The following is a 17085-nucleotide window of genomic DNA, read 5'->3' on the forward strand; positions in this document are numbered from 1 at the left end:
GCGGTGCCGGTCGCCGGACCGCTCACCTCCCCTTTTCTCTTCGCAGCACGAAGGCTCCCTCTGCCATGAGTACAAAGAAGACGTCCCTGTACGCCATAGCCGGCGTCGCCGCGCTCGCCGTCACCCTCTCCGCCTGCGGCGGGGGGTCCGGTTCGGGCGCGAGCGGCGGCACGTACGACAAGAACGCCACCGTCAACATCGGTTCCGTGTACGAGCCGCAGAACCTCGACAACACGGCCGGCGGCGGCCAGGGCGTCACCGAGGCCCTCAACGGCAACGTCTACGAGGGCCTGTTCAGGCTCACCGACGCGGGCAAGGTCGAGAAGCAGCTCGCCACCGACTACAAGGTCAGCGGCGACGGCCTCACCTACACCTTCACCCTGCGCGACGGCGTGAAGTTCCACAGCGGCAAGGAACTCACCAGCGCGGACGTCAAGTACAGCCTCGAAAAGGTCATCGGCAAGGACTCGCAGTCCGCGCGCAAGAGCAATCTCGCGGTCATCAAGGACGTCGCCACCCCTGACACGAAGACCGTCAAGGTCACGCTGTCGAAGAAGTCGATCTCCTTCGTCTACAACCTGTCCTACGTCTGGATCATCAACTCCCAGGCGAAGAACCTGAAGACGAGCGAGGACGGCACCGGCCCCTACGCGCTGGACAAGTGGAGCCACGGTTCCGCGCTGAGCCTGAAGCGGTTCGCCGGCTACTGGGGCGACGCCGCCACGAACAAGGAAGTCGTCTTCCACTACTACAAGGACGCCACGGCGCTCAACAACGCCCTGCTGACCAACGCCGTCGACGTGGTCACCAGCGAGCAGTCGCCCGACGCCCTCGACCAGTTCAAGAACAACCAGAGCTACAAGGTCAACGACGGCAACTCGACCACCAAGCTGCTGCTCGCCTTCAACGACAAGGCGAAGCCCTTCAACAACGTCAAGGTGCGCAAGGCCGTCGACGCCGCCATCGACAACAAGAAGCTCCTCCAGTCGATCTGGGGCAGCTACGGCAAGCTCATCGGCTCGATGGTGCCGCCCACCGACCCCTGGTACGAGGACCTGACGGGCGTCAACCCGTACAACCCCGCCCAGGCCAAGAAGCTGCTGGCCGAGGCCGGTTACAAGAACGGCTTCAGCTTCACCCTCGACACCCCGAACTACGACCCGCACCCCACGGTCGCCACGTTCGTGAAGTCGGAGCTGGCGAAGGTCGGTATCACCGTCAAGATCAACACGATCACGGCGGACGAGTGGTACACGAAGGTCTACCAGAACCACGACTTCACGGCGACGCTCCAGGAGCACGTCAACGACCGCGACCTCGTCTGGTACGGCAACCCCGACTTCTACTGGGGTTACGACAACAAGCAGGTCACCAAGTGGGTCGACGAGGCCGAGGCGGCCTCCACCACGGCGGAGCAGACCGAGCTGCTGAAGAAGGTCAACCGCCAGACCGCCGAGGACGCGGCCAGCGACTGGCTCTACCTGTATCCGCAGATCGTCGTCGCCAACACCGACCTGTCGGGCTACCCGCTCAACGGCCTCAACTCGCAGTTCTACGCCTACGACATCAAGAAGAAGGACTGATGGGGCGCTATCTCGCGCGCCGTCTGGTCTTCCTGGTGGTGTCGCTGGCACTCGCCAGCGTGGTGCTGTTCGTGCTGCTGCGCATGCTGCCCGGGGACCCCGCCAACGCGCTCACCGCGGTCGGCGCGTCTCCCGAGCAGATCGCGGCGGCCCGGCACTCCATAGGCTCCGACAAGCCGCTGCCGCAGCAGTTCACCACGTGGATAGGGCAGTTGGCGGGCGGGAACCTCGGTACCTCGTTCGTCAGCTCCCTGCCCGTGGGCCCCGAGGTCGTCACCCGGCTCAACGTCACCGTCCCGCTGACGCTCGCCGCGTTCGTCCTCGCCGTGATCGTCGCCGTCCCCGCCGGGTTCGTCGCCGCCTACAAGCGGCGCACCTGGTACGGGGCGTTGCTCAGCGGGGTGTCCCAACTGGGCATCGCCGTACCGGTGTTCTGGCTCGGCATGATCCTCGTGGCGGTGTTCGCGCTGAACGCGGGCTGGCTCCCCGCCGGAGGCTTCCCGCAGGACGGCTGGGACGACTTCGGCGAGGCGTTCCGCTCGCTGGTCCTGCCCGTGGTGACGATCGCCCTCGTGATGAGCGCGTCCCTGATCCGCTACGTGCGCTCGGCGACCCTCGACGTGCTGGGCAGCGACTACCTGCGCACCTCCCGCGCGCTGGGCTCGTCCTTCGGGCGGGCCATGTGGCGCCACGGCCTGCGCAACGCGTCGGTCCCGGTGATCTCCATCCTCGGCATCGAACTCGCCTCCACCCTCCTCGGCGCCGTCGTCGTCGAGTCGGTGTACGCGCTGCCGGGTCTCGGGTCGATGCTCTCCACCGGCATCTCCCAGCACGACTACCCGGTCATCCAGGGTGTGTTGTTCGTCTCCACCCTCGCGGTCCTGCTGATCGGCTTCGCCGCCGACCTGGTCCAGCGGATCATCGACCCGCGACTGCGCGGCAGGCTCTCCGGAGGTGGCCGATGACCGACCTCGACCTCAAGGAAACCGCGGTCCCGGCCCCCGGAAGCACCCGCCGCACCAAGGCGTCCTCCGGCCGGTCGGCGACCCTGGTCGTCGGCTGCGTACTGACCGGCCTGATCGTGCTGCTGGCCGTGGTGTCGTACTTCTGGCTGCCGTACTCCACCGACGACACCTCCGGCGGGCGCCTCGACGGCCCCGGCGCCAGCCACCTCCTCGGCACCGACAAGCTCGGACGCGACCTGTTCACCCAGCTCATGACGGGCGCCCGCATCGCGATGCAGGCCGGCCTCGGGTCCGTCCTGATCGCCGCCCTGCTCGGGGTCACGCTCGGTGTGCTCGCCGCGTTCGCGCAGGGCTGGCTCGACGACACGCTGTCCGCGTTCCTCGACATCCTGATCGCCTTCCCGACGCTGCTGCTCGCGATGCTGATCGTCGCGGCCCGCTCCGCGACCCTGAGCTCCGCGATCCTCGCGATCGGCCTCGCCCAGAGCGCGGTCGTCGCCCGGCTGGTCCGCATCCTCGTCAAGCGCGTCCTGTCCCAGGACTACATCACCGCCTCGCGCACCTCCGGCACGTCCTGGCCCCGCATCGTCGCCGGTCACGTCCTGCCGAACATCTGGCCCACCCTCGTGGTCAACCTGGCCCTCCAGTTCGGCCTCGCCGTGCTCGCCGAGGCGGGCCTCTCCTACCTCGGCCTCGGCGCGCCGCCGCCCAACGCCTCGTGGGGCCGCATGCTCCAGGAGGCACAGGCGACCTTCACCACCGCCCCGGCCGGCGCGCTCGCCCCCGGCATCCTGCTGGTGCTGCTCGTCGTCGGCGTCAACCTCGTCGCCGACGGCCTGCGCGACACCCTCGACCCGGCGACCCGCAGGAGGCGCGCGTGACCATCCTCGACGTACGCGACCTCACCGTCCGCAGCTCCGACGGACGCACCCTCGTCGACGGCCTCACCTTCGCCGTCGGCGCGGGTGAACGCCTCGGCCTGATCGGCGAGTCCGGCTCCGGCAAGTCCCTCACCACGCTCGCCGTGCTCGGCCTGCTCCCCGAGGGCATGACCGTCACCGGCAGCGTCGAACTCGCCGGCACCCAGATCGTCGGCGCCCGTGAGCGGAACCTCGTCGGCGTGCGCGGCCGGGACGCCGCCGTCGTCTTCCAGGAGCCGCTGACCGCCCTCGACCCGCTGATGCGCGTCGGCAAGCAGATCGCCGAGCCCCTCGGCCGCCGCCGCGGCATCAAGGGCGCCGCCCTGAAGAAGGCCGTCCTGGAGGTGCTCGACCAGGTCCGGCTGCCCGAACCCGACCGCGTCACCCGGGCGTTCCCGCACGAGATCTCCGGCGGCCAGCGCCAGCGCGTCGCCCTCGCGATGGCGCTCGCCTGCGAACCGAAGCTGCTCATCGCGGACGAGCCCACGACCGCGCTCGACGTGTCCGTGCAGGCCGAGATGCTCGACCTCGTCGACTCCCTCGTCCGCGAGCGCGAGATGTCGGTGCTCTTCGTCAGCCACGACCTCGCCGTCGTCGCCAAGGTCACCGACCGCGCCCTCGTGATGAAGGACGGCCGCGCCGTCGAGGAGGGCGCCGTCCACGACATCGTCCGCTCGCCGCGCGAGGACTACACCAGGGCCCTGGTGGGCAGCGCCCGCCGGCTGGAGTCGGCCCTCGACCTGGGGAGGACCTCATGACGCCGGTACTGGAACTGGACCGGGCGGCCCTCCGCTACCGGGGAAGCGCCACGAACGTCGTCGAGGACGTCTCCCTCGCCGTCGAGACCGGACAGAGCCTCGCCCTCGTCGGCGAGTCCGGCGCCGGCAAGACCACGCTGCTGCGGCTGCTCCTGGGCCTCGCCCGCCCCACCGAGGGCGGCGTCCGCTTCGACGGAGCCGAACTGAACCTGCGCGACCGCGCCCAGATGCGCGCGTTCCGCCGCAGCGTGCAGTGCGTCTTCCAGGACCCGTACTCCTCCCTGGACCCGCGCCGCCGGATCGGTGCCATCGTGGCCGAACCGCTGCGCTCCCTCGGCATCGACGGCCGCGCCGGGGCCGCCCCCAAGGTGGCCACCGCCCTGGAACGGGTGGGCCTGCCCGCCGACACCGCCGACCGCTACCCGCACGAGTTCTCCGGCGGCCAGCGCCAGCGCATCGCCATCGCCCGCGCCACGGTCTGCGACCCGCGGATCCTGCTCGCCGACGAACCCGTCAGCGCCCTCGACGTCACGACCCGCGTCAAGGTCGTCGACCTGCTCGCCGAACTCAAGCAGGAGCAGGGCCTGACCCTCGTCATGGTCTCCCACGACCTGTCGGTCGTCGCGTCCCTGTGCGAGCGCACGGCGGTCCTCGAACGCGGCCGAGTGGTCGAACAGGGCGACACCGCAAGGGTGTTGGGCGCACCGGAACACCCGTACACACGGCGTCTGCTGGACAGCGTGCCGCGGTTGCCGGTCTGAGCCCGTGCGTCGCCGGTCGCGATCAGTCGTGGTCCGGCGCCCGTCCCGGCGGCAGCGCGGCCGTCGCGTCGACCTCGGCCAGCGGCGTCCCGCGTGCCCAGCGCCCGAGCCGGTCGCCGTCGATGAGGTGCAGGTCGTCCTGGTGCCGGGCCCACAGATGGTCCCGGTGCGTGAACGAGCCCCGGTGCACCACGAGCCGGATGTGCGGACGCGCCCGGCCGTCGCGCCGGCTCGGCACGGGCAGCGGCGTGTCCTCGTCCGGCAGCGGCTCCGCCACCGGACGGAAGGCGACGTGCAGCGACCGGCCGCGGGCGTCCCGCGCGTCCAGTTGCGGACGGCCGTACGAGGTGGGCGGCGCCACCCGCCAGCCGTCCCGGCGGAGCATGCGCGACACCGCCAGCATCAGCCCCTGCGTGTCGAGTTCGGCCAGTTCCTGACGACTGTAGAAACCGCGTCCGCGCCGCGCGAGACGTCTGGCCCGGCGCCGTACGAGCACCCCGGCCGCCGCGAGCGGCACAAGACCCAGCAGCAGCCCCTTCCCGCCGAGCGACCGGTGCAGCAGCGCCAGCGCCGCCACCAGGACGCACACCGTCACCACGAGGCCCACGAGCGCGGGCAGCACCTCGCGCAGCTGCGGCCCGTACCGGCCCTGCGCCCGCAGCCGCGCCACGGTCCTGCGGCGGCGCGAACGCCGTGACCGGGACGCCGCGGGTTCCCACTGGTGCGTCACCACGGCCAGCCCCCCAACGCACGCGTGGATCGTCGCGCCGCATGCATACCCGCTCGGGAGCCTTCCGGACCGCCCTGGACGAGGTTCGGCCACGGATCTGGCCGAAGGGCTCCGCCGGACCGGCACGTAAGGTCACGACGGCCCCGCCCGCCCCAACTGCGCGCACGTGCACACAGTTTGACGTGCCGTAGATTTCGCCGAGCACGAGCCGGGCCCGTCGAGCACGGAGGAGACGCATGGCCTTCACCACCGAGGACCGCACGACCGTCACGGAACTGATCGCACTGCACGGCCACTTGGTGGACAACGGTGAACTCGACCGGCTGGACGAGGTGTTCGCCGCCGACGTCGTCTACGACCTCTCCGCCTTCGGCCGGGATCCGCTCCACGGCGTCGGGGCGCTGCGGGACGCGGCCCTCGCCCTGGGCGAGGGCAACCCGGTGGGCCACCACGTCACCAACATCGTGCTGAGCGGCCCGACGGCCGACAGGGTGAGCGCCCTCTCCAAGGGCATCGGCGTCTACGCCGACGGGACGTGCGGAAGCGTCGTCTACGAGGACACGATCGTCCGGGGGCCCGCCGGGTGGCGGATCAGCCACCGCCAAGTCCGGCCGAGACGAGGGCCGTTGACCGCGGACTGAGCGGCCCGGTCGTCGGCCGCCCCGAACTCCCGGCGACACCCGACCCGTACAGCACGCGCCGCCCTGCCGAGGCCGCGGGGCGACGGGTGCTGGTGATCGCCGGCCGATGCCCTCACCGTGGGGCATCGGCCCGACGGTGCTGCTCACCACGGACGACCCGCGGGCCGGGGCGGCCGAACCCCGGCCCCGAGAAGGGGAGTTACGGAGTGACGGTGATGTGCGGGGCGACAGCGGTGACGTTCAGGTCGCCGTTGTCGACCCACTGCGGGAACTTCAGTGTCTTGTGCGTGGTCGAGGCGGGCGGCGTCACCTGGAGGTAGGCCGCGTGTTCGGCGTCGGCCGTCCCGGTGTTGGCGTGGGTCCACGCTATGACGGCCTCGACGCTCGCGCCCGGCTTCAGCGTCAGCGTGGTCCGGCCCGGGTCGGCCGCGTACCAGGTGCTGCCCCAGTGCACGGACGACGGCAGGGTACGGTGCCCCGCGTCCTCCAGGCCCAGGCCGGGGTATCCCCGCAGCGCACAGGTGTGAGCGCTGCTGTTCGTCAGCTTCAGCACCACACCCTCGTGGTTCATCCCGCCCGCGAGCTGCTGCCCGAACGACGCGGTCAGCCCGCTGTTCGCGCAGGTCGGGACGGCGCTCGTGCCCGCTGCCTGGGCGACTCCCGCGCCCGCCAGGGCGAGCCCCGCGACGGTGGCGACGGCCAGTGCGATCCCGCCCGCCCGTCGTGCGTGGCCCCGGGGAGTGGCGTCCGTACCGATGTTGTTCCGGCTCTGCTGCTCAGCCATGTCGAACACTCCGTTCTCGCGTCGTGCGGTGCGGCCCGTCCCACGGTGCCGCGCCTTTCATCAGGTGCGATGCGGCGTAGGGCGGAAAAGTTCGCGGGTTGTCCGAGAAAGTCGGCGAGTTCGCGCACGCGGACCGCGCCGGGAGCGGGAGGCGAGGAAGGCGGGCGGTGGGGGAGGGGAGGAAGGTGCGAGGGCCTCGTATCCGAGTGTCCCACGCGGGCGGCTCCCGCATGCGGCCGAGTGTGGGGGAACCCCTGTTCAGGGGCCGTGCCCACCGGGCCGACCCGACCGGCTAGTCTCAACGGTGACAAGTAAGTATCGAAAGGGAACTCACATGGGGCAGCACACCTGGACGGCCGTCGACGACTACTTCAACGGCCTGCTGGTCGAGGAGGACGACGCCCTGCGCGCGGCCGTGGCCGACAGCGAGGCCGCCGGACTGCCGGCGCACCAGGTCGCGCCGAACCAGGGCAAGTTGCTGCATCTGCTCGCCCGGATCCGGGGCGCCCGTTCGATCCTGGAGATCGGCACCCTGGGCGGCTACAGCACGATCTGGCTGGCCCGCGCGCTGCCGGAGGGCGGCCGCCTGGTCACCCTGGAGGCCGACGAGACCTGCGCGGCGACGGCGTCGACGTCCCTGGCCCGAGCGGGACTTGACCATGTCGTGGACCTCCGGCTCGGCAGGGCCGTGGACACCCTGCCCCGGCTCGCCGCCGAGGGGGCCGGTCCCTTCGACCTGGTCTTCATCGACGCCGACAAGCCGTCCAACCCCGAATACCTGCGCTGGGCCCTCGAACTCACCCGCCCCGGCAGCGTCATCGTGGGCGACAACGTGGTCCGCGACGGGGCCGTCGCCGACCCGGACGACCCCGACCCCAGGGTGCGGGGCGTGCGCAGGTTCACCGAACTCGTCGCCGAACACCCCCGGTTGACGGCCACCACCCTCCAGACCGTCGGCGCCAAGGGGTACGACGGCTTCACCCTCGCGCTGGTCACGGGCGACGAGGACTGACACCGGCCGAGGGCGCGAACCCGCCGATGTCGATGTCGATGTCGATGCCGGCTCCGGGCGCACCGTGCGACGCGGGCGCGCGCCAACACCGGCCGTCGCGTGGATCAGGCGCCGAGCGCCGACCGTGCCGCCGCGAGGGCCTGCCCGGCGTAACCGCGGCCGAACAGCACCGTGTGCACGAGCAGCGGGAACAGCTGGTGCAGCCCGACCCGGTCGCGCCAGCCCTCCGCGAGCGGGGACGTGTCCTCGTAGCCGTCCAGTACGCGGTCCAGGTGGGGGCAGCCGAACAGCCGCAGCATGGCGAGATCCGTCTCGCGGTGGCCGCCGTGCGCCGCGGGGTCGATGAGCCAGGCGTTGCCCCCGGTGTCCCACAGGACGTTGCCGTTCCACAGGTCGCCGTGCAGCCGGGCCGGGGGTTCGGCGGGGCCGGCCAGCCGGGGCAGTTCCTCGCAGACCCGCTCGATGACCGAGGCCTCGGCGGGACGCACCGAGCCGTCGTCCACCGCGCGGCGCAGGTAGGGCAGCACTCGGTGCTCGGCGTACCAGCGGGGCCAGTCGTCGCCGGGCACGTTCCGCATCGGGGCGAGACCGATGCACGCGGCTTCGGGACCGCCCGGCGGCGGCGCCCCGAAGGCGGCCGCACCCGCGGCGTGCAGCCGGGCCAGGTCCGCGCCGAACCGTGCGGCCGTGCCGGGGGTCGGCGCGCCGTCGGGCACCCGCTCGGTCACCAGCCACCGGCGGTCCTCGCCGAGCACCCGGGGCACCCGCACCGCGGCCGCCCCGGCCAGCCAGCGCAGCCCCGCGGCCTCGGCCCGCACGGCGTCCGCGTGCGCCCCGCTTCCGTGGCTCCCGGCACCCGCACCGCGTTTGGCCACGGCCGTGCGCCCGTCGTCGAGTGTCACTTCGGTGAGCGCTCCCGGCAGCGGTCGTGTCCCGGTCACCGAACGCCCGGTGAGGCGGGCGGTCGCGGCGCCGGGGGAGTCGTCGGGCGAATCGGCGGTGGGGTGCGCGTCGGCGTGGGGGGACACGTCGGCCAGCGTACGGCCGTACGCCGCCCCACACCCCCGGCTAGATTTGACTGTGTCAAATGTGGCGGTTACGTTCGAGGGACTGGAAACGTCAGGGAGGACAGTGCGGTCCGTTCCCGTCCCCATCCTGATCTGGAGTTATTGATGCACTGCTACGACTGCGCCCAGGAGGGCCGCGAGAACGCCGCCGGAATCGGCGCCTGCACCCGCTGTGGTCTGTTCGCCTGCGACGAGCACGCCCGGATCGTCCGCGAGGACGTCCAGCGCCTGAACGGCCTCGGCCGTACCTCGGGCGGCGCGGTGCGCCGCCTGGTGTGCGCGAGTTGCAGCCCGGTCGCGCTCGTCCACTGAGCTGCGGGGTCCGCCCGGCGCCCCGGCAGTGGCCGACGGGCCGGTTGTAGGCTGAACGGCCGAAGGAGGGTGGTGGTGGACGTGGCACCGAGCGTGGACGACCTGCTCCGGGGCAAGGGGCTGCGCAGCACCGCGCAACGCCGTGCCGTACTGGAGGCCCTGCGCGGACATCCGCACTCCACGGCGTCCGAACTGGAGGCGCGGATCGCCGCCGGCCCCGGCGCGGGCGCCCTGTCCCGGCAGGGTCTCTACAACGTGCTGGAGGACCTGGACGGCGTGCACCTGGTCCGCCGCATCGAGCCGGCGGGCTCGCCCGCCCGCTACGAACTGCGCGTCGGTGACAACCACCACCACCTGGTCTGCCGCGGCTGCGGACGCGTCGAGGACGTCGACTGCGCGGTCGGTGCCGCACCGTGCCTGGATCCCTTGGAGGACAAGGGGTTCGCCATCGACGAGGCCGAGATCACCTGGTGGGGAGTGTGCGTGGACTGCCGGCGGAAACCGGCCGCCGAGCCGGCCCCCGCCGAATCCCCCGTCGGCTGAGACCGCGCCCAGGACCCCGTTGTGGCACCGCCCTTGACCGGGCGGCGCCACAACGGGGTCTTCTCGTTCGGCCCGTCGGCCGCTGACGCCGCTTGCGTTCGGAGCATTGACGTCCGTTCCCCGCCTCCCTATGTTGCGTTCGCGGAGCCGACCCACATTCGAAATATCGAACGAACTGCCCCGTGGAGTCGAACGGCGCGTCCCCGGTTGCCGGGGGCGTGCGGTGTCCGTGCGCAATGCCCCCGCATGTATGTCAGGTGCACGTCATCATCAGCGCCCTTCGGGGCCCGTGGCCCCGGAGCGCGAACGCTCCGCGAACCCCCGGCCGTGCCACGCACATTCCGCAACCCGCGCAGGTCACGAAAGGACGCAAGTGGTCCACATGGCATCCATGGCACACAGAACACCCCTCCCTCACCTGAGAAAGGCGCTCTTCGCGCTGCTCGCGACGGTCGCGTTACTCGTCGCCGCCCTCGGCGGCGGAGCGGGCACCGCGCGGGCGGCGACCTCGCTGCCCTGCGACATCTACGCGGCGGCGGGCACCCCCTGCGTCGCCGCCCACAGCACCACGCGCGCCCTCTACGCCTCGTACGGCGGTGCGCTCTACCAGGTGAAGCGCGCCTCCGACGGGGCCACGGCCGACGTCGGGCTCCTCACCACCGGCGGCTACGCCAACGCGGCCGCGCAGGACAGCTTCTGCGCCGGCACGACCTGCGTCATCAACGTCATCTACGACCAGTCGCCGCGCGACAACGACCTCTTCATCGAACCGGCGGGAACCGCGGGCCCGGCCAACTCCGGTGCCCCGGCGGACGCGTTGCCGGTCACCGCGGGCGGACACCAGGTCTACGGCGTCTCGTTCTCCGGCCGGATGGGCTACCGGCACACGGCGGCCGCGGGTGTGGCCGTGAACGGCCGGCCCGAGGGGATGTACATGGTGACCTCCGGCACCCACGTGAACAGCGCCTGCTGCTTCGACTACGGCAACGCCGAGGTGCAGATCGCGGACACCGGGAACGGGCACATGGACGCGATCAACTTCGGTACGGAGTGCTGGTTCGCGCCCTGCTACGGCACCGGCCCCTGGGTCCAGGCCGACCTGGAGAACGGCCTCTTCCAGTCGAACCTCGGCCACAGCACCAACACCTCCAACACCGGCAACTCCGCGCCGTTCGTCACCGCGTTGCTGAAGAACAACGGGCAGAACTACTTCGCGCTCAAGGACGGCAACGCCCAGGCGGGCTCCCTGACCACGAGATACGCGGGCGCGGAGCCCACGACGTCGGGCTACTCGCCGATGCACCAGGAGGGTTCGATCGTCCTGGGCACCGGCGGCGACAACTCCAACGGTTCCATCGGTTCGTTCTTCGAGGGCGTCATGACCAGCGGTCTGCCCACCGACGCGGCGGACAACTCCGTCCAGGCCAACGTCGTCGCGGTCGGCTACGGCGCGGCGAGTCCCGTCGCCGCCGGGAGTCTCACGCCCGGTTCGACCGTCTCCCTGCGGGCGACCACCGCCGGGTACACCGACCGGTACGTCCGGCACCAGAACAACAGCGTGGTCACCAGCGTGGTCGGCGCGTCAAGTTCCGCCCTGGACAAGGGCGACGCCTCGTGGATCGTCCGCCGCGGACTGGCCGGTTCGTCCTGCGTGTCGTTCGAGTCGCGGAACTATCCGGGCGACTTCCTGCGCCACTCCAACTACCAGCTCTACCGCCAACCCATGGACGGGACAGCCCTGTTCCGCGCCGACGCCACGTTCTGCCCGACGACCGGCAAGAGCGGGACGGGCACGTCGTTCGCGTCGTACAACTTCCCGACGCGCTTCCTGCGCCACTACAACAACACTCTCTACATCGCGTCCAACGGCGGCACGAACGCCTTCGACAGCGCCACCTCCTGGGCGGCGGACGTGAGTTGGGCCGTGGGTGCGCCCTGGACCCCGTGACCTGCTCGCCCCCTCCGGTGCCGTCGCGCGGGCGGCCGTTGCGGCTCCCGCGCGACGGCGCGCCGTCAGTCGGCCGCGGGGGCGGCGGCCGGCGCGGACCTCCGGGGCAGCAGCCGCCGCCAGATGAGCGCGGCGTACCAGCCGCTCACCCACATGAGCAGGAGGTTGCCGACCACGGTTTCCAGCGTCCGGCCCCGGACGCAGGCGACGCCGGCGTCGAGGACGATGTAGGAGAGCAGGAGAGCGAGCAGAATCCAGAGAACTTTCAAGGTGCGACCCCGTGTTGAGCGACGAAGGCGTCAACATAGCTGTCTCTCGCACCTGTTCGGCCGTGTATGTCGGTCTTGAAGCGCTTCTGACCGTTTTAGTGTCCACCGTGGGCGCGGGCGGACCGCCGGACGATCACAGGTGCACGGCCGTCGGCAGTCAGCTCTCCGGGGCGACGTCGATGTCACCCTCTGTCTCCGGCGTCTCGCCGACGTCCTCGGCCGCACCTCGCGTGAGGAACGGCACGGCCGACCGCGCGGCGGCGTGCAGGAGCGCGCCGACGGTCTCGGGGTCCGCCCGGGTCAGTGCGGGGAACAGGCCCCCGGGGCGCATGGCGATCACGCCCATGAGGCACGCGACGAGCGTCTCGGCCGTACCGTCCGGGTCCGGGACGCCCTCCGCCGTCAGGTGGTCGACGAGCGGGTCGATCAGCCGGGTGCGCACGTCGTTCGCCGCCGCCTCCCGGGCCTCGGGCGCGCCGCCCTGCGAGACCAGGGACTGTACGAGCGGTCCGGGCGTACCCCGTTCGTCGACGCGGCGCAGCGCCTGCGCGGTGTACGCCGTCAGGTCGAAGACCGGGGGAGCGGCGGGGACCTCGCGGCCGTCCTCGGCGACCGCCGAGCGGTACAGCGCCGCCTTGTTGCCGAAGTAGCGGGCGATCAGGGACGCGTCCGCACCGGCCCGCTCGCCGATGTCCCGCAGGGTCACCGCCTCGTAGCCGTGCAGGCCGAAGAGGTCGCGGGCCGCCCGCAACAGGGCGGCGCGGGTGGCGTCCGCGTCACGCCGTCTGCCGTGCCGGCGTTCCGCATCTGCGGTCATGACCCGTCCTCAGCCTCGCGTCCGCTGTCCGTGGCGGCGGTGCCGACGACGGCCCCGGCCCCGCCGGACGATACCTCACCCACGGTGACCGCCCCGCCGGACGCCACCGGCCGGTGCGCCCGCGGGGCCGCCGTGCCGGCGGCGTCCGCGCTCCTGCCGCGACGGCCGGGCAGCACGACGGCCGCGACGACGCCGAGCAGGGAGATGCCCGCGGTGAGCAGGAACGCGGCGGTGTACGCGCCCTCGCGCGGAACGGAGCCGCCGGCGGGCGTGTACCCCAGCATGATCGCGGAGATGGCGGCGCTGCCGACGGACCCGCCGATGGTGCGCAGGACCTGGTTGAGGCTGGTCGCGCTGCCCGTCTCGGACGCCGGGACGTTGCGCACGATGAGGACCGGCATCGCGGCGTACGCGGCCCCCACGCCGTTGCCGAGCAGGAAGGTGCCGAGGATCAGCACACCGAGGTGGCCGCGCCACAGCGCGAGGAGCGCGAGGTCCACGGTGACCACGAGCGCGCCCAGCGGCAGGACCCGGAGGAGCCCGACGCGGGACACGAGGCCGGAGGCGACGCGGTTGGCGGTGAGACTGCCCAGCGAGAGGGGCATGAGGACCAGGCCGGTCGCGGTGAGCGACAGGCTGAAGCCGTACCCGGCCGAGGCGGGAACCTGGGTGTACAGGTTCACCAGCGACAGGGTCGCGTACATGCCGACGCCCATCAGCAGGGCGGTCGTGTTGGCCGCCAGGACCGCGCGGTTGCGGATGAGGCGCAGGTCGACGAGAGGGTGCCGGGTCCGCAGCGCGTGCACGGCCCAGGCGGCGAGCAGCACCACGCCGACCACCACGCAGGTGAGGGTGGCGGGAGCCGTGGCGCCCCAGGCGACGCCCTGGCTGAGGGCGAGCAGTACCGCCGCGAGGCCGGTGCACAGCAGCGTCGCGCCGACCACGTCGAGCGGACGGTGCGGGACCGAGGAGCCGCGCGGCACCACCCGCGTCACGACCACGAGGGCCGCGGCGGACAGGACGGCGGCGAAGCAGAACCCGGCCCGGTAGTCGAGGTTCTGGGCGATGACACCGGTGATGGGGTAACCGAGCCCGGCGCCGACGGACGTCGTGATCGACAGGGACGAGATTCCGGACCGCATCCGGTCGGCGGGCAGGTTCTCCCGCGCCACGGAGATCGCCAGCGGCATGAGTCCCATACCGATGCCCTGCAACGCGCGTCCCGCGAGCAGCAGACCGAACGCGGGCGCGACGGCGGCGAGCACACTGCCCGCGAACACACAGGCGAGCGCGCCCTGGATGGCTCCGCGCCGCCGGGGCCCGTCCCCGAGCCGGCCGAGCACGGGCCCGGCCACCGCGCCCGCCAGCAGCGTCACGGTGAGGATCCACTGGGCGGCACTCAGGCTGACGTGCTGCTCACGCGCGATCGTCGGCACCATCGGCGCCCCGAGCGTGCTGATCACGGACACCGTCAGGGCGGTGAACATCAGGGAGGGAAGCAGCGCCCTGCCGGGTGCGGACCTGCCGGGCGGGTGCTCCCCGGGTATGGACGCGTCGGCGGACGCCGCGGCCCCCGCGGGCCTCGGTGCGGGTTCCTGCACGGTCATCTGGCTCGGTCCTCCCGGACGGATCCCGCGCGGTGCGAACGGGCCGGTCATGTGGTCCTGCGGCTGCGGACGGGATGTGCCGTCCGGTCATGTCACCGACGGATGTCACCAACAGATGTCATCGATGGATGACAAGTGTAGCGACCAACCAGGAGTACCGCTGGAGCGGTCGGACGTAGTCAGGGTGCCGCCACGGAGAAACCGGCGGCGGAGGCCGTCGCCGCGCTACGAGCGGCGACGCGGTTTGCCGCGCGAGCCCGAGCCCGAGCTGGACCCCGACCCCGACGACCGGCGGGCACCGCCCGCCTTGCCACCGCCCGCCCTGCCGCTTCCCGCCTTGCTGTTCCCCGCCTTGCCGCCGCCGGACCTGCCGCCGGAGCGTGCCGGGGACGCCTTCTGCGCCGGCGCTCCCTTGGCGCCTCGGCCCCCGCCGTCGGACGACGCGGTGCCCGAGGTCCGGTCGCGCCCGCGCGTGCTGTTGGCGGTGCGGCCCCGGACGATGCCGATGAAGTCGTCGACGTCGTCGGTGGTGGCGTCCTCGGGCCAGCACAGTGCCACCGAGGAGCGCGGCACGTCCTCGCCCATGGGCCGGTAGGTCAGGTCGCGGCGGTGGTGGAGCCGGGCCAGGGACTGCGGGACGAGCAGGACGCCGATGCCGGCGGCGACCAGTTCGACGGCGTCCTCCGTCGTCGCGGGCCGCTCGAAGGCGGGCTCGCCCGGCGGGGTGGCGTCCCAGCCGAGGGTGTCGTCGAGGGGGTGCAGCACGACCTCGTCGGCCAGGTCCTCGACGGTGACCTCGTCGGCGGCGGTGAGCAGGTGGTCCTTCGGGACGATCACCACGGTCGTCTCCGTGTAGAGGGGGATCGCGCTGAACCGCGTGCGGTCCACCGGCAGCCGGACGATCCCGGCGTCCACCTCCCCGCCGCCGAGCAGCCCGGCGGCCTCGCCCGGCGCCACCGGGACCAGCTCCAGGGCGGTGTCCGGGCGGCGCTCGTTCCAGACCCGGACCCACTTCGAGGGGGTCGCGCCGGGAACGTAGGCGAGGCGGAACGAACGGGGTACCTCGGAGCCACTCACCCCCTCAGGCTACCCGGCGGGCACCTCGGCGTTTCCCGCTCGGGCCGCCGTGGGCGGGGCAGGTCCGGGCGCGGGAGGCGGAGGCCCGAACGGCCGATACCCTGGACCCATGACGTCGCAGCACAGCCCCCAGACCATGAAGCCCGCGACCGCGGCCAAGAAGCTGGGTGTACTTCTCGAAGCCACCCCCGCGGAGTTCCGGGAGGGCGTCGTCTCGCGCGCCGATCTGGCCGCACTCCAGACCGACCCGCCCTCCTGGCTGAACGACCTGCGCCGGGACGGCCCGCACCCGCGCCCCGTCGTGGCGAACAAGCTCGGGGTCTCCATCTCCGGCCTCGCCCGCGCCGGTCTCACCGAGCCGCTCACCACGGAGCAGATCGAGGAGATCAAGACGGAGTCTCCCGAGTGGCTGGCCAAGGAGCGCGCCACCCAGGCCGAGGTCCGCAAGGAGACGGTCCGCATCAAGGCCAAGCAGGCCGAGAAGACGGCGGGCCAGCAGGACTGACCCAGCATGAGCGGTCGGCCGGACTGGTCGGCCGCACCCGTCGGCAGTGCAGGGAAACGGCCCGCCCCCCGGTCTCGCCGGTACCGACCTCCTCACCGGCCTGCGGCACGAGCCGGTCCCCGGCGGACGCGCTCGCTCGTGCGCACGTGTGCACACCCCGCCCCTCGGTCTCCGCCCGGAGTCGAGGGGCGACCCATGTCGCGCCCCGCGTGCCGGCCCCCCGGCGCGAGACGGCCCGGAGCCCGGAGCGGCATGCCGCGCGGTAACTCTGTGTGTTTGCTGTGCCGGGCGTCCGGCCGCCCCCGCGACGTCCCGCCGGCCCCGCGCATCCCCGTCGCCCACGGCCGCGCGGACGCGTGTGCCCGTCGTCCTCCGCCGCCCTCGCCCCGGGCGGTCGCCGTGCCGTGGGCGGCGTGCGGGTGTTCCGCGACGGTGCTGATCCGGCCAAGGCGCTTATGTCTGCGCCGTGTTGAGCGGGCGGACCGCCCGGGGGGCGTTCCGAAGGTGTCGGACAAGGCCCGCGGACGGGCAAAAAGATGGGCACGGCCCTCACCGAGGGGCTCTGCCGGGTGCCTTGTTACAGGCTGACGACGGCCGTATCAACGCCGGTCGATGGTCTGGTGACGTGTCTCGGTGCCACGGTCCCCACCAGCGGAAACACGACTGCCCGACGAGCCTTCGGCGTCTCGCGGACAGGGCCGGGGCGCCCCGGGGACAGGGCTTCCGGGGGCCGAGCGGTCATGCTCGTTCACCTTAGTTTGCAGGTACAAGGGCATCTCGCCGACA

At 72.3% G+C, this 17085-nt stretch carries 18 protein-coding genes; 11 read left to right on the forward strand and 7 right to left on the reverse strand.

All coding sequences use genetic code 11. From position 1 onward, the window contains the following. The first annotated feature begins 65 nt into the window (after window positions 1–65). The 5 genes from ACFZA0_RS28365 to ACFZA0_RS28385 are packed head-to-tail and all read left to right on the forward strand — an operon-like array spanning window position 66 to window position 4987. Window positions 66–1583, forward strand: coding sequence for an ABC transporter substrate-binding protein (locus tag ACFZA0_RS28365; protein ID WP_391022134.1), 1518 nt, complete (start codon window positions 66–68; stop codon window positions 1581–1583). Further along, window positions 1583–2548 (forward strand): ABC transporter permease subunit, encoded by a 966-nt coding sequence (locus tag ACFZA0_RS28370; RefSeq protein ID WP_391022136.1) that lies wholly within the window; start codon window positions 1583–1585, stop codon window positions 2546–2548. Before ACFZA0_RS28365 ends, ACFZA0_RS28370 begins: the two co-directional genes overlap by 1 nt. Continuing rightward, window positions 2545–3429, forward strand: a complete 885-nt coding sequence (locus ACFZA0_RS28375) for an ABC transporter permease subunit (protein WP_391022138.1) — start codon at window positions 2545–2547, stop codon at window positions 3427–3429. The genes ACFZA0_RS28370 and ACFZA0_RS28375 overlap by 4 nt, the downstream gene beginning before the upstream one ends. Continuing rightward, a complete protein-coding gene (locus ACFZA0_RS28380; RefSeq protein ID WP_391022141.1) occupies window positions 3426–4226 on the forward strand; it encodes an ATP-binding cassette domain-containing protein in 801 nt (266 codons plus the stop codon). The genes ACFZA0_RS28375 and ACFZA0_RS28380 overlap by 4 nt, the downstream gene beginning before the upstream one ends. After that, window positions 4223–4987 (forward strand): ATP-binding cassette domain-containing protein, encoded by a 765-nt coding sequence (locus ACFZA0_RS28385; RefSeq protein ID WP_391022143.1) that lies wholly within the window; start codon window positions 4223–4225, stop codon window positions 4985–4987. Before ACFZA0_RS28380 ends, ACFZA0_RS28385 begins: the two co-directional genes overlap by 4 nt. A gap of 22 nt (window positions 4988–5009) precedes the next feature. On the opposite strand, the gene ACFZA0_RS28390 is transcribed toward ACFZA0_RS28385, so the two are convergent. Further along, window positions 5010–5720 carry a hypothetical protein gene (locus tag ACFZA0_RS28390; RefSeq protein WP_391022145.1) on the reverse strand — a complete coding sequence of 237 codons (711 nt, stop codon included), beginning with the start codon at window positions 5718–5720 and terminating at the stop codon, window positions 5010–5012. A gap of 233 nt (window positions 5721–5953) precedes the next feature. On the opposite strand from ACFZA0_RS28390, the gene ACFZA0_RS28395 reads away from it, so the two are divergent. Next, window positions 5954–6358, forward strand: coding sequence for a nuclear transport factor 2 family protein (locus ACFZA0_RS28395; RefSeq protein WP_391022147.1), 405 nt, complete (start codon window positions 5954–5956; stop codon window positions 6356–6358). 199 nt (window positions 6359–6557) lie between these two features. Here ACFZA0_RS28395 and ACFZA0_RS28400 read toward each other — a convergent pair whose 3' ends face one another. Then, a complete protein-coding gene (locus ACFZA0_RS28400) occupies window positions 6558–7142 on the reverse strand; it encodes a DUF4232 domain-containing protein (RefSeq protein ID WP_391022149.1) in 585 nt (194 codons plus the stop codon). Between the two features lie 334 nt (window positions 7143–7476). Here ACFZA0_RS28400 and ACFZA0_RS28405 point away from each other — a divergent pair, with 334 nt between their 5' ends. Next, window positions 7477–8154, forward strand: a complete 678-nt coding sequence (locus ACFZA0_RS28405) for a class I SAM-dependent methyltransferase (RefSeq protein ID WP_391022151.1) — start codon at window positions 7477–7479, stop codon at window positions 8152–8154. 104 nt (window positions 8155–8258) lie between these two features. On the opposite strand, the gene ACFZA0_RS28410 is transcribed toward ACFZA0_RS28405, so the two are convergent. After that, window positions 8259–9182 (reverse strand): fructosamine kinase family protein, encoded by a 924-nt coding sequence (locus ACFZA0_RS28410; protein ID WP_391022153.1) that lies wholly within the window; start codon window positions 9180–9182, stop codon window positions 8259–8261. Window positions 9183–9326: 144 nt separating this feature from the next. Between ACFZA0_RS28410 and ACFZA0_RS28415 the strand changes: the two genes are divergently transcribed. The 3 genes from ACFZA0_RS28415 (at window position 9327) to ACFZA0_RS28425 (ending at window position 12024) form a co-directional block, all read left to right on the forward strand. Next, on the forward strand, window positions 9327–9533 hold the full coding sequence (locus tag ACFZA0_RS28415) for a DUF2180 family protein (protein ID WP_391022155.1): 207 nt from the start codon (window positions 9327–9329) through the stop codon (window positions 9531–9533). 81 nt (window positions 9534–9614) lie between these two features. Further along, window positions 9615–10076 carry a transcriptional repressor gene (locus ACFZA0_RS28420; protein WP_391022331.1) on the forward strand — a complete coding sequence of 154 codons (462 nt, stop codon included), beginning with the start codon at window positions 9615–9617 and terminating at the stop codon, window positions 10074–10076. Between the two features lie 391 nt (window positions 10077–10467). After that, the gene (locus tag ACFZA0_RS28425; RefSeq protein WP_391022157.1) at window positions 10468–12024 is read left to right on the forward strand and encodes an arabinofuranosidase catalytic domain-containing protein; all 1557 of its coding nucleotides are present in this window, start codon (window positions 10468–10470) and stop codon (window positions 12022–12024) included. Between the two features lie 65 nt (window positions 12025–12089). Here the strand turns inward: ACFZA0_RS28425 and ACFZA0_RS28430 are convergent, their stop codons facing one another. From ACFZA0_RS28430 to ACFZA0_RS28445, 4 genes are all read right to left on the reverse strand, one after another. Next, window positions 12090–12293: a hypothetical protein gene (locus tag ACFZA0_RS28430; protein WP_391022159.1), complete on the reverse strand. Its 204-nt coding sequence runs from the start codon at window positions 12291–12293 to the stop codon at window positions 12090–12092. 157 nt (window positions 12294–12450) lie between these two features. Continuing rightward, on the reverse strand, window positions 12451–13110 hold the full coding sequence (locus ACFZA0_RS28435; RefSeq protein WP_391022161.1) for a TetR family transcriptional regulator: 660 nt from the start codon (window positions 13108–13110) through the stop codon (window positions 12451–12453). After that, complete coding sequence (locus ACFZA0_RS28440; protein ID WP_391022163.1) at window positions 13107–14717, reverse strand: MFS transporter; 1611 nt, start codon at window positions 14715–14717, stop codon at window positions 13107–13109. The genes ACFZA0_RS28435 and ACFZA0_RS28440 overlap by 4 nt, the downstream gene beginning before the upstream one ends. A gap of 225 nt (window positions 14718–14942) precedes the next feature. Beyond that, a complete protein-coding gene (locus ACFZA0_RS28445) occupies window positions 14943–15794 on the reverse strand; it encodes a LysR substrate-binding domain-containing protein (protein WP_391022165.1) in 852 nt (283 codons plus the stop codon). A gap of 109 nt (window positions 15795–15903) precedes the next feature. On the opposite strand from ACFZA0_RS28445, the gene ACFZA0_RS28450 reads away from it, so the two are divergent. Continuing rightward, a complete protein-coding gene (locus tag ACFZA0_RS28450; RefSeq protein ID WP_391022166.1) occupies window positions 15904–16299 on the forward strand; it encodes a DUF5997 family protein in 396 nt (131 codons plus the stop codon). Window positions 16300–17085 lie beyond the last annotated feature (786 nt).

It is taken from the genome of Streptomyces sp. NPDC008150 (assembly GCF_042956945.1).
GTDB lineage: Bacteria > Actinomycetota > Actinomycetes > Streptomycetales > Streptomycetaceae > Streptomyces.